The organism is Sphaerisporangium fuscum, assembly GCF_018531465.1.
Taxonomy (GTDB): domain Bacteria; phylum Actinomycetota; class Actinomycetes; order Streptosporangiales; family Streptosporangiaceae; genus Sphaerisporangium; species Sphaerisporangium fuscum.
This window is the reverse complement of the sequence record NZ_JAHDTF010000022.1, coordinates 15,010-25,967: the sequence shown is the minus strand read 5'-3', so window position 1 is coordinate 25,967 and position 10,958 is coordinate 15,010. Positions and strand designations below refer to the sequence as shown.

Below are 10,958 nucleotides of genomic sequence, written 5' to 3'. Positions count from 1 at the left end.
ACGGGAAGGACGCGGGATGCGCATCGGCATGGCCCTCAAGTACGCCGGAGGGTTCAAGGAGACCGTGGCCGAACTGGCCGACTACGAGAAGGCCGGCCTCGACATCGTCTTCGTCGCGGAGGCCTACTCCTTCGACGCGGTGAGCCAGATGGGCTACATCGCCGCGCGAACCGAGCGGCTGCAGATCGCCTCCGGCATCCTGCCGATCTACTCGCGCACCCCGGCCCTGCTCGCCATGACCGCCGCCGGCATGGACCACATCTCCGACGGTCGTTTCGTGCTCGGCCTCGGCGCCTCCGGCCCGCAGGTCATCGAGGGCTTCCACGGCGTGCCGTACGACGCGCCGCTGGGCCGCACCCGCGAGGTGATCGAAATCTGCCGCAAGGTGTGGCGGCGGGAGCGGCTGACGTACGACGGCAAGCACTACACGCTGCCCTTGCCGGCCGGCAGGGGCACCGGCCTCGGCAAACCCCTCAAGCTGATCAACCACCCGGTGCGGGAGCGCATCCCCATCGTCGTCGCGGCCATCGGCCCGAAGAACGTCGAGCTGACCGCCGAACTGGCCGAGGGATGGGAGCCGATCTTCTACGTGCCCGAGAAGGCCGCCGACGTGTGGGGCGCCTCGCTCGCGGCGGGCAGGGCCAAGCGCGCCGGGGACCTCGGCGAGCTCGACGTCATCGCCCAGGCCACCCTCGCCATCGGCGACGACGTCTCGGGCCTGCTGGAGTTCGGCCGCCCGATGGCCGCGCTGTACATCGGCGGCATGGGCGCCAAGGGCAGGAACTTCTACAACGACCTCGCCCGCCGGTACGGCTACGAGAAGGAGGCCGAGCTCATCCAGGACCTGTACCTGGAGGGCAAGAAGGACGAGGCCGCGGCGGCCGTCCCGATGGAACTGCTGGAGAAGATGTCTCTGATCGGATCCGAGGGCTTCATCCGCGACCGCCTCGCCGCCCTCAAGGAATCCGGCGTCACCACCCTCAACGTCACCCCCATCGCCGGCACCCACCAGGACCGCCTCAAACTCATCGAAAAAATCAAGGACCTCACCGCCTGACCCACACCCCCGCGACCCACGCCTGCCCGAACGTGAAGCCGCGGCCGTCCTGGAAGCCAAGGGGGAGGTCAGGACCATCCTGACGGTACTGCGGGCCCGGGGTATCCCGGTCTCTGAGGGGGCGCGGGCCCGCATCACCGCCTGCACAGACCTGGCCCAGCTCGACCAATGGGCCGAGCGTGCGGCCGTCGTGGCCTCGACCGATGAGCTGTTCGGTGAGTGCTCACAGGGGGCGGCTACGTGAGTGCCGGTTCGTAGCGGCTGACGGGGTGGACGTGAGGCGTCCGTGCGGCCAGGCTCAGGATCCTGATATGCCTGTTCATGCACTGATCGATCCGCTCGGAAGCGAGGACGCCACACTTGACCGCCGAAATGCGTCCGGTCGAGGAGACGACGCAGGTCGCCGTACGTACGGCGGGGCCCGTCCTGGACTATTACGTGATCTACCCCGAGGTCTGGGACGGTGATCTGGCGGCACGGCCGGACGGCATCGCCGTCGAGGAGTTCCTGCTCGCCGACGACCACACCGCGACCGGCCTGGCCAACGCCGTATGGACCGCGGCGGAGGGTGGATGGTGGAGTTCGGCGGCCTTCAGCCGGGAGCTTCGCAGGGATGCGAAGCTCCGTGCCCGGATCGTCCCGGTCGGCAGAGCGGACGCGGAGACGGCCTACCGCCGCCTGGGGGCGGGCGCGCTGCCGGACGAAACGACATTACGAGGGCGCTTCCACGACCACCTGGCTTTGCCCAACTCGTCTCCGCTGTCCTTCGCGCCTCCCGAGGTGCCGGAGGGGTTCCGTGAGAAGCGCGTCTACCGGATCCTGTTCGCAGGCGAGCTGCGCAAGGACCGGGTGGCGCACCTCCAGCGGGTGTGGGCGATGACACCCGCCGACGACGCGGCCGACCCGCGCGCTCGCGTGCTCGGCACGGCTCGGCTGCGCGTGCCCGATGCCCTGTACGCCTGGGAGCTTCGTCGCGTGGGTCCCGGTCTGGCCTCATCCGTCGACCTGACCGTGTGTCTGACCGCTCCGCCGAGCGACACTCTCGGTGTCCTGCTGCGCAAGCTGGCCGCCGTCGTGCGCCTCGAAGGGTTGATACCGGTGACGATCGAGCGCTTCGCCTGATCGTCGGCGAGGTGCTCACGAACGCCTCGCGGGCGGTCGTAGCCCTCGTTACCGGGGACGCAGCGGTGGCGGGAGGCGAGATCAGAGGCTCCCCACGCGCCCTCCGCCGAGGCCGCGTCCTCGGGTCAGGTTCGCCGCAAGGACGACAGGCCCCACAGCTCGGCGATGCGCCCGTCGCGTACCCGGAACATCTCCAGCATGGTCGGTGCCTGTCCGGGAACGCCGCGCACGCTCGTGCGGACGGCGACCGTGTCCCCCTCGACGATCATGTCCTCGACGACGACCCGGGCCTCGGGGAACGTCTCGTGGAACCGTTGCCAGGACGCGGTCACGCTGTCCGGCCCGGTGGTGTCCAAGGGATGACTGTAGAAGTCCGTCGTGAAGATGTCCTTGGCGGCGTCGTGGTCGTGGGCATTGAACGCCGCGTACATCCGCTCCGCCGCGGCTCGCGCGTCATCGGCCATGGTTCTCCTGTTCGGTCACGTTCGCGCGGACGCGCCGTAGGACGCGCAGCACGACCTCCTGCTCCTGTGCGCTGACGCCGTCGAGCAGCCGTTCCTGGTACTCCTGGTGCGATCGCTCCAGGTCGGCCGCCACCTGCTCGCCGGCCGGTGTCAGCGCGGCCAGCGTGTAGCGGTTGTCCGCCGGGTCCAGGCGGCGGCCGGCCAGTCCTTCGGCCTCCAGTTCCTTGACCAGCCGGGTGACGCTCGCGCCGTCGATGCCGATCGCCCGGCGCAGGTCGCTGTGGCTGGTCTCACCCTCACGCCGCAGCCGGACGAGCAGCTGTACCCGGTGGGCGTTCATCCCCACGTGCCGGGCGAACGCCTGCCGCAGCTCGGCCCAGGTGCCGCCAAGCTCACGGAAGAACCTGTCCTCGGACGTCTCTTCACGCACGATCTATTTATAGCGTCAGCTCTTGACCACTTCAAGAGATGCTTCGCCGTTCGCCTTGCGTTCCCGGCGAGATTTCAGGTTGCGGTCGTGCCGTGAGAGATGCGAGGGTATGGAGCGCTTCGCAGTATTTGTGCATCCAAGGCAAAGGATTGAAGTCCATGGTCTCGGCGTCCCTCAGCGGCCGCCGTCGGCACTGACCGGTCTGCTCCATCACGGGCAGCACCGGGCGAACCATCGGTGCCACAGTCGTCTCCTCACGGCGGCCCCACGCGCGGTGCCTGACGCGCCGCTTCATCCCTCTGTTCCGGTCTGAAAGCCTGCGCGGCTCACCGCTTCGCCTCGCGCGCGGAGGGAGCCCGCTCCGGCATGTCATCAACGTGAGGTCAACATCACCATGGGCACCAACGTCCAGAGCTTCGCCGTCGCCAACCTCCGTCGTCGTCCCGAGGTCGTCGAGACCGGTGGCTTCGTCGTGGGAATCGACCCCAGCAGCACCAGCCCGTACATCAACTACGCCACCCCCGTGTCCGGCGCCCGTCCGACCAGCGGGGACGTCGCGGCGCTGATCGGGACGTTCCGCGAGCGCGGCCTGAAGCCCCGGCTCGAGTTCGCGCCTGACGCCGCGCCGACCGTGGAGGCCGCGCTCCGCGACGCCGGATTCACCACTGAGCAGGTGCACGAGTACCTCGTCTGCACCCCGGCCACGCTGGCGATGCCGCCGGCCGCCACCCTGGCCCTCGTCGAGACCCCGTCCACCGACCAGGACTACCTCTCGATCGACGAAGCCCTGGCCGAGGCGTTCGACAACGAGTTCCCGCCGTCGCCGGAGGGCGCGGCCCGGTTGCGACGTACCGAGGAGAACGGCGGCGCGGTGCGGTTCGTCCGGGCCCCGGGCGGCGCCTGCGCCGGCGCGGCCATGTGCTCGGCGCCTGCGATGAGCACCTCGGAGCTGGCGGGCGTGGGCACGCGTCCCGCGTTCCGCGGGCAGGGCATCGCCGCCGCCGTCACCGCCACACTCACCACGACCATGTTCGATAGGGGAGCGGAGTCGGTGTGGCTGGAGTACTCGGGCGCGGGATCGCGCCGCGTGTACGAACGCGTCGGCTACCGGCCTGAGGGCACCCGCCTGTACATGTCGCTGGAAGGGTGACGCCGACGGCGGGGACGCTCCGGAGCGTCCCCGCCACCCCGGTCGCCTCCCACCGGGCCCCGGCCCCGTGCACCGGACGCCACAACACCGCCGGGACCATCGGTGCCGCGAGTCTTATATCAAGCCGCCGTGCCGACACTGCCTAGGACCAAAGAGGGAGGGAATCTCAGCCTCTGGACCAGTGATCGCGAGCCGGTGCGTGGGTAGCGTCAGGGCCCATGAGCATCGACGGCACGCTGGACGAGGCCTACGAACGGCTACACCGGACCGGACCGGAGTTCGAAGGCTGGCTGACCAATCACGGCCCCATGGCGGTGGAATCCATGATCAGGCGCGGACACGCGCGACAGGTCCACCGTTGGCTGGACGACTACATGCGCCGGCTGGACGATCTGCCCCGCGGCACCTGGCCCATCACCACCGACGACTGGCGCGCGGCGCTGGGGGACCCCCATCGTCTCGGTGACTGGCTGGCGTTCTTCGCACGTGAGCTGACCGAACAGCCCTGGCGGGCGGTGCTGGAAACGTGGTGGCCACGACTGCTGCCCGGCATCGCGGCCGGCGCGACCCACGGAGTCATCCGCACCGGCCACGCGGTTCACGCCCTGCTGGACCACCAGGACGCGCCGCGCCTGGCCGAGCTCGGCCAGGCCCTCGGCTACTGGGCCGCACGCTGGCAGCAGGTCCCCTTCACCGCGCCCTCCGGATCCGCTGACCCGGCGTCCGCCCTCGCCGCCGTTCCGCGTGTTCCCGACCAGAGTGCGGGCATCAACCATCGACTCGACCAGCTCACCGGTCTCACCGGCTGGCCGGCCGCGCTCACCGCGTTGAGACCCGCCACCGATGCCGCGCAGGCCCGGGACCTGCTGGCCGACCTGACGGCCGCCGCCGCTGTGCACTATCTCCCCAACGCGCACGGCTCGGCGGTCATGCTGGTGCACGCCGCGACCGCGCCGATGGCCGTTCTGCGCACCCTGCCCGCCCTGCCCCGTGACCAGTGGATCGTGAGCCTGCACGCGGCGTGGGCGGCCAGTGCGGCCGTGGCCGCGGCCTACACCCCTGCCACACCCGCGCCCAGACACACCCTGCCCAGCGCCCTCGGCTCACCGGAGGAGGTGTTCGCCCGCGCCGTCGGCCACGGGGACGAACACGTCATCAAGCTCGCCGATACCTGCCTTGACGTCCACCAGCGCACCGGCGACGCCGACGCGCTCGCCGCGGTGATCCGCGCAACCGACCTGATCGACGAACCCTGACGCCATCCCGCCGCGCCGAACCGGCGCCGCCGCACGGTGGGCACGGCGGGGCCGGCAGGGGTGCGCCGGGTGCAGGGGAGCCGGGGTGCTGGGTGTGGCGGGGTCAGGGGGCCAGGCAGGCGGTGAAGATGGCGGTGAAGCGTTCTTCCAGGTAGGCGGGGTCGGTGTCGCGTAGCGCCTCGGGGCCGAGGAGGCGGCGTAGGGAGCTGCCGCCGAGGACGATCGCGGCGGCGAGCATGGCGCGTTCCTTGGCCCGCGGGCCGGACAGCTGTTCGGCGAGGGGCGCGGCGATGACCGACTCGACGCGGTCGCGCAGGACGGCCTTGATCTCGGGGCTGGTGCCCGCGCGGTCGATCACCCGGACGATGGGTTCGGTGGCGCCCGCGCTGAACCGATGGGCCATGTGGGCGCCCAGCCTCTGGGGGAGCCCGGCCGCGTCGCCCTCGATGAGCGACTCCATCGCCGACTCGCTGACCAGCACCTCCGCGAACAGCCGGGCCTTGGACCCGAAATAGCGGTTGATCAGCGCGACGTTGGCCCCCGCCTCCGTGGCGATCATGCGAACGGTCACCTGGTCGTACCCATGCTCGGCGAACAGGTTGCGCGCGGCCGCGAGGATCCGGCGCGTCGTGGCCCCGCGATCCCTCACCGCCCCGCGGTGCTCCGCCGGGACGTGGTCACCCTGCGCGCCGTGGTCCTCAGCCGGCCCGTGATCGCTCGCCACGTCGCGGTCCTCTGCCGTGTCGTGGTTTCTCGCCACGCCGCGATCGCTCGCCTGCGTCGACGCTGCTGCCACTTATCCCCCTTTTCGCCCTTTATTACTCAGTGTAGTTGTTTGACAGGTAAACAAGCGACTACTACAAATTTTGGTAAAGACAACCGTTTCGGGGGGTCGCGCCGGTGCAGGGGAACATCCAGGAGAAGGCGCGCGACGAGCCCGGCGCGCGGCGTTCCTACACCCACCGCCAGGTCCTGGAGGTCCTCTCCGGGCTGATGCTCGCCCTGCTGACCTCGATGATCTCGACGTCCGTGGTCGGTACGGCGCTGCCCACCATCGTGGGCGAGCTCGGCGCGCAGGAGCAGCTGTCGTGGGTGGCGAGCGCCACCCTCCTGACGATGACCGCCTCCACCCCGCTCTGGGGCAAGCTGTCGGACCTGTTCGGGCGCAAGCGCATGTTCCAGGTCGCCCTCGGGCTGTTCGTCGCGGCCTCCGTGCTCGCCGGGCTGTCGCAGGACATCGGCATGCTCATCGCCGCCCGCGCCCTGCAGGGCCTCGGCACGGGCGGCCTGTCCGCGCTGACCCAGGTCATCCTCGGCGACATCGTGGAGCCGAGGGAGCGCGGCCGCTACTCCGGCTACATCGGCGCGGTGTTCGGCGTGTCCACCGTCAGCGGGCCGCTGCTCGGCGGGTTCATCGTCGACACGCCGTGGCTCGGCTGGCGCTGGTGCTTCTACGTCTGCGTCCCCCTCGCCGTCGTCGCGTTCGCCGTGATCCAGAGGGTACTGCGGCTCGACCACGACACCCGGGACGCGCGCATCGACTGGTGGGGCGCCTTCACCGTCACCGGCGGCGCCTCCGCCCTGATGCTGCTGCTGTCGTTCGGCGGCCACGAGTTCGCCTGGAGCTCCCCGTGGTCGTACGGCCTGGGCGCCGGCGCCGCACTGCTGTTCGGCCTGTCGGTCGCCGCCGAGCGGCGGGCGGCCGACCCGATCCTGCCGCCCCGGCTGTTCCACGACCGTACGTTCGTGCTGGCGAGCACGGCGTCGCTGCTGGTCGGCATCGCGATGTTCGGGGTGATGATCTACACGCCGCAGTACTTCCAGATCGTCAAGGGCATGACCCCGAGCATGTCCGGCATCATGACCACACCCCTGGTCGTGAGCCTGTTCCTCTCCTCGGTGATCTCCGGGCGCGTCGTCACCCGGACCGGACGATGGAAGATCTTCCCGGCCGTGGGCATGCTCCTGGTCGCCACGGGCATGGCGCTGCTCTCCCTGCTTCACGCCGGCTCCGCGAACTGGATGGCCGGCACCGAGCTGGCCATCCTCGGCACCGGCTTCGGCATGACCATGCAGATGCTCATCCTCGCCGCGCAGAACGCCTCCCCGGTCCGCGACATGGCGGTGACCACCTCCGGCCTGTCGTTCTTCCGCAACCTCGGCGGCGCGGTGGGGGTGGCGGCCCTCGGCGCCGTACTCGCGGGGCGGGTCAGGAACGAGATCGCGGGCATGCTGGGCGCCGTCCACGGCCGGGTGCCGGGCGGCGCCGACGCCTCCGCCCTCGGCACGCCGGAGGCGATCAGGCACCTTCCGCCGGTGCTGCGGCACATCGTCACCGAGGCCTTCACCCGCGCCATGCAGACCGTGTTCCTGGCGTGCGTCCCGGCGGCCGTGCTCGGTCTCCTCGCGGTGCTGTTCCTGCGGGAGCTGCCCCTGCGCTCGGCCCGCGGCGGGACGGGACGGGCGTCCGGGGACGGGACGGGCACGACGCTGCGGCAGGGAGCATGACCGTACAGTCTGGGACATGAGCGTCAATCATGGAACGCGGCGCGCCCGGCTCGCCGCGATGCTGGGCGAGTACGACGTGGACGCGCTGCTGGTCACCCGCGGCGTCAACGTGCGCTACCTGACCGGGCTGGTCAGTTCCAACGCCGCAGTGCTGGTGAGGGCCGACGGCTCGGCCGTGCTCGCCACCGACGCGCGGTACATCGAGACGGCGCGCCGCGTCTGCCACGACATCGAGGTCACCGAGCGGCGTGACGTGGCGGGCGCCCTGGTGCAGGCGGCCGGGCGCCCCGGCATCGAGTCGCACGACATGTCCGTGGCCGAGTACCACCGGCTCGGCGGTGACCTCACCCCCGTCGAGCGGCTGGTGGAGCGCCTGCGCGTGGTGAAGGACGAAGCCGAGATCGACGCGCTGCGCACCGCCTGCGAGATCACCGACCGCGCCTTCGCCGACGTGGTGGGGACGATCGCGCCCGGCATGACCGAGAAGCGGATCGCCCAGGCGCTGGAGGCGCGCATGGTGGAGCTCGGCGCGGACAAGCCCGCGTTCGACTCGATCGTGGCGAGCGGCCCGAACGGCGCGGTGCCCCACCACGCCCCCTCCGACCGCCCGGTGGAGCGCGGCGACCTGATCACCATGGACTTCGGCGCCATGTACGGCGGCTACCACGCCGACATGACGCGGACCGTGGCCCTCGGCGCGGTGGCGGACTGGCAGCGTGAGCTCTACGACCTCGTCCGCGAGGCCCAGCGGGCGGGACGGCACGCGCTCGCCCCCGGCGTGGACACCGAGACGGTGGACGCCGCCGCGCGCGATTTGATCGCCGCCGCCGGGCACGGCGAGCACTTCGGGCACCCGCTCGGCCACGGCGTCGGCCTGGAGATCCACGAGGACCCGTTTCTGCGCTCTTCAGGTGCCGGTAGACTTGAGGATCGGGTTCCGATCACCGTCGAGCCAGGCGTCTACCTGCCAGGCAGGGGCGGCGTCCGGATCGAGGACACTCTCGTGACGCGCGCCGGCGGGCCGGAGCTCCTCACCCGCACGACAAAGGAGCTGCTCGTCCTCTAGGGACAGGACGGCGGCCGAGCGAGCGCGACCATGAAGACGCAGGAGAAAACGAGTGGCGACGACCAACGACCTCAAGACCGGCCTGGTGCTCAAGCTCGACGGTGGTGAGCTCTGGAGCGTGGTGGAGTTCCAGCACGTCAAGCCCGGCAAGGGCGGAGCCTTCGTCCGCACCAAGCTGAAGAACGTCCTTTCCGGCAAGGTGGTCGACAAGACGTTCAACGCGGGCGTCAAGGTCGAGGTGGCCAACGTCGACAAGCGCGAGATGCAGTACTCGTACATGGACGGCGACGACTTCGTGTTCATGGACACCGAGACCTACGACATGCTGCACGTCTCGCGGCCCACCGTCGGCGACGCCGCCAACTACCTCCTCGAGAACGGCCTGGCCACCGTGGCCGTCAACGAGGGCAACGTGCTGTACGTCGAGCTGCCGGCCGCCGTCGAGCTCACCATCTCCCAGACCGAGCCGGGCCTGCAGGGCGACCGCTCCACCGGCGGCACCAAGCCGGCGACGCTGGAGACCGGCGCCGAGATCAAGGTTCCGCTGTTCATCACGACCGGCGAGAAGGTCAAGGTCGACACTCGCACCGGCGAGTACCTCGGCCGGGCCTGAGGTGTCCGCACGGGGTAAGGCGCGCAGGCGCGCACTTGACATCCTTTTCGAGGCGGAGCTGCGTAACGAGCCCGCGACCAGCGTGCTCGCCGAGCGCGTGGAGCGGGCCGAGCCGCCGGTCAACGAGTACACCTCGACGCTGGTCGAGGGCGTGGACCGGCACCGTTCCCGCATCGACGAGCTGATCTCGACCTACGCCGAGGGGTGGACGCTCGACCGCATGCCCGCGGTCGACCGCAACCTGCTGCGGGCCGGCACCTACGAGCTGCTGTGGCTCCCCGACGTCCCGGAGGCCGTGGTCATCAGCGAGTGGGTCCACCTGGCCTCCGAGCTGTCGACCGACGAGTCACCCCAGTTCGTCAACGGCCTGCTCGCCCGTTTCAAGCAGCTGAAGCCCTCCCTGGCCCTCTGACCGCCGTCAGCGGGCCGGGGGAGGCCCGGATTCCGCCGGAACACCAAGCCCGGGGGCGGCGAACGCGTGCCCGCGTGCCGCGCGGTCTTCCCCGGGAAACGAATGCCTGCCCGCGTGCCGGGGGGCCTTCCCCAGGGGAGCGAAGGCCTGCCCGCCGGGCGGGAGGCCTTCGCGGAGGACCCGGGGCCGGGGTCGTCAGGCCGGGGTGAGCGACAGCAGCGCGGGCAGGTCGGCCACGCTGCCGATCAGGTGGGTGTGGCGCACCGCGCCGAGCGCGGTGGCGTCCTGGCTGCCGCTCAGCACCCCCGCCACCACGGCCGCCCCGGCGTTCGTGCCCGCCTGCAGGTCGCGCACGGTGTCCCCCGCGGTGAGCACCCGGCCGACGTCGCGGACGCCGGTGAGCTCCATCGCCCGGAAGATCATGTAGGGCGCCGGGCGCCCCGCCGCGACGTCGTCCACGCACACGACGGCGTCGAGCACGCCGTCGTCCCAGCCGACCCTCGCCAGCAGGGCGCCGGTCACGTCACGGTCGAAGCCGGTGGTGAGGGCCACCTTGACCCCGCCGGCCCGCAGCGCGGCGATCGCCTCCGGCACTCCGGGGAGCGGGGCGGGCGGCCGCTCGGCGTAGGCGGCCTCCAGCCGGGCGCGGAAGCCGGCGAAGGCCCGGTCGACCAGGGCGGGCTCGGGCTCGGCGCCGGAGCCGCCGGCCAGGAGCGCGGTGATCGCCTCTCGTTTGCCGGAGCCCATCCAGCGCCGGATGTCGTCGGGACCGGGGTCGCCGCCGGCGTCGCGCACGGCCTCTTCGAGCGCGACGTAGACGGCGCCGTGCTCCTCGATGGTGGTGCCGGCGATGTCCAGAACCGCCAGTTCGATCATGGTG

General features: G+C 71.1%; 12 protein-coding genes. 8 read left to right on the top strand and 4 right to left on the bottom strand.

Translation table 11 applies throughout. From position 1 onward, the window contains the following. The first annotated feature begins 16 nt into the window (after positions 1–16). Together KIK05_RS26750 and KIK05_RS26745 are read left to right on the top strand one after the other, a co-directional pair. Positions 17–1,057, top strand: coding sequence for an LLM class F420-dependent oxidoreductase (locus KIK05_RS26750; RefSeq protein ID WP_214413613.1), 1,041 nt, complete (start codon positions 17–19; stop codon positions 1,055–1,057). 360 nt (positions 1,058–1,417) lie between these two features. Continuing rightward, the gene (locus KIK05_RS26745) at positions 1,418–2,179 is read left to right on the top strand and encodes a hypothetical protein (RefSeq protein WP_214413612.1); all 762 of its coding nucleotides are present in this window, start codon (positions 1,418–1,420) and stop codon (positions 2,177–2,179) included. Positions 2,180–2,304: 125 nt separating this feature from the next. On the opposite strand, the gene KIK05_RS26740 is transcribed toward KIK05_RS26745, so the two are convergent. Together KIK05_RS26740 and KIK05_RS26735 are read right to left on the bottom strand one after the other, a co-directional pair. Then, positions 2,305–2,643 carry an ester cyclase gene (locus KIK05_RS26740; RefSeq protein ID WP_214413611.1) on the bottom strand — a complete coding sequence of 113 codons (339 nt, stop codon included), beginning with the start codon at positions 2,641–2,643 and terminating at the stop codon, positions 2,305–2,307. After that, on the bottom strand, positions 2,633–3,073 hold the full coding sequence (locus tag KIK05_RS26735) for a MarR family winged helix-turn-helix transcriptional regulator (protein WP_214413610.1): 441 nt from the start codon (positions 3,071–3,073) through the stop codon (positions 2,633–2,635). The genes KIK05_RS26740 and KIK05_RS26735 overlap by 11 nt, the downstream gene beginning before the upstream one ends. A gap of 394 nt (positions 3,074–3,467) precedes the next feature. Between KIK05_RS26735 and KIK05_RS26730 the strand changes: the two genes are divergently transcribed. Together KIK05_RS26730 and KIK05_RS26725 are read left to right on the top strand one after the other, a co-directional pair. After that, positions 3,468–4,223 carry a GNAT family N-acetyltransferase gene (locus KIK05_RS26730; RefSeq protein WP_214413609.1) on the top strand — a complete coding sequence of 252 codons (756 nt, stop codon included), beginning with the start codon at positions 3,468–3,470 and terminating at the stop codon, positions 4,221–4,223. Positions 4,224–4,441: 218 nt separating this feature from the next. Then, positions 4,442–5,479 carry a questin oxidase family protein gene (locus KIK05_RS26725; RefSeq protein WP_214413608.1) on the top strand — a complete coding sequence of 346 codons (1,038 nt, stop codon included), beginning with the start codon at positions 4,442–4,444 and terminating at the stop codon, positions 5,477–5,479. Between the two features lie 103 nt (positions 5,480–5,582). Here the strand turns inward: KIK05_RS26725 and KIK05_RS49035 are convergent, their stop codons facing one another. Then, positions 5,583–6,203, bottom strand: coding sequence for a TetR/AcrR family transcriptional regulator (locus KIK05_RS49035; protein WP_308250130.1), 621 nt, complete (start codon positions 6,201–6,203; stop codon positions 5,583–5,585). Between the two features lie 176 nt (positions 6,204–6,379). On the opposite strand from KIK05_RS49035, the gene KIK05_RS26715 reads away from it, so the two are divergent. From KIK05_RS26715 to nusB, 4 genes are read left to right on the top strand one after another with little or no spacing between them, the layout of a single operon-like run. After that, entirely contained in the window at positions 6,380–7,987 is a 1,608-nt protein-coding gene (locus KIK05_RS26715) for an MDR family MFS transporter (protein WP_308250129.1), read from the top strand. Positions 7,988–8,003: 16 nt separating this feature from the next. Then, positions 8,004–9,053, top strand: coding sequence for a M24 family metallopeptidase (locus KIK05_RS26710; RefSeq protein WP_214413607.1), 1,050 nt, complete (start codon positions 8,004–8,006; stop codon positions 9,051–9,053). Positions 9,054–9,105: 52 nt separating this feature from the next. Beyond that, a complete protein-coding gene (gene efp, locus KIK05_RS26705; RefSeq protein ID WP_214413606.1) occupies positions 9,106–9,666 on the top strand; it encodes an elongation factor P in 561 nt (186 codons plus the stop codon). Position 9,667: 1 nt separating this feature from the next. Beyond that, positions 9,668–10,078 carry a transcription antitermination factor NusB gene (gene nusB / locus KIK05_RS26700; protein ID WP_214413605.1) on the top strand — a complete coding sequence of 137 codons (411 nt, stop codon included), beginning with the start codon at positions 9,668–9,670 and terminating at the stop codon, positions 10,076–10,078. 195 nt (positions 10,079–10,273) lie between these two features. On the opposite strand, the gene KIK05_RS26695 is transcribed toward nusB, so the two are convergent. Continuing rightward, the gene (locus KIK05_RS26695) at positions 10,274–10,954 is read right to left on the bottom strand and encodes a phosphonatase-like hydrolase (protein ID WP_214413604.1); all 681 of its coding nucleotides are present in this window, start codon (positions 10,952–10,954) and stop codon (positions 10,274–10,276) included. Positions 10,955–10,958: the final 4 nt, after the last annotated feature.

Bases quoted from the DNA above. Each gene is read 5' to 3' on its own strand.
- KIK05_RS26710 (WP_214413607.1), top strand. From the start codon at position 8,004: ATGAGCGTCAATCATGGAACGCGGCGCGCCCGGCTCGCCGCGATGCTG.
- KIK05_RS26730 (WP_214413609.1), top strand. From the start codon at position 3,468: ATGGGCACCAACGTCCAGAGCTTCGCCGTCGCCAACCTCCGTCGTCGT.
- KIK05_RS26750 (WP_214413613.1), top strand. From the start codon at position 17: ATGCGCATCGGCATGGCCCTCAAGTACGCCGGAGGGTTCAAGGAGACC.
- KIK05_RS26695 (WP_214413604.1), bottom strand. From the start codon at position 10,954: ATGATCGAACTGGCGGTTCTGGACATCGCCGGCACCACCATCGAGGAG.
- KIK05_RS26725 (WP_214413608.1), top strand. From the start codon at position 4,442: ATGAGCATCGACGGCACGCTGGACGAGGCCTACGAACGGCTACACCGG.
- KIK05_RS26740 (WP_214413611.1), bottom strand. From the start codon at position 2,643: ATGGCCGATGACGCGCGAGCCGCGGCGGAGCGGATGTACGCGGCGTTC.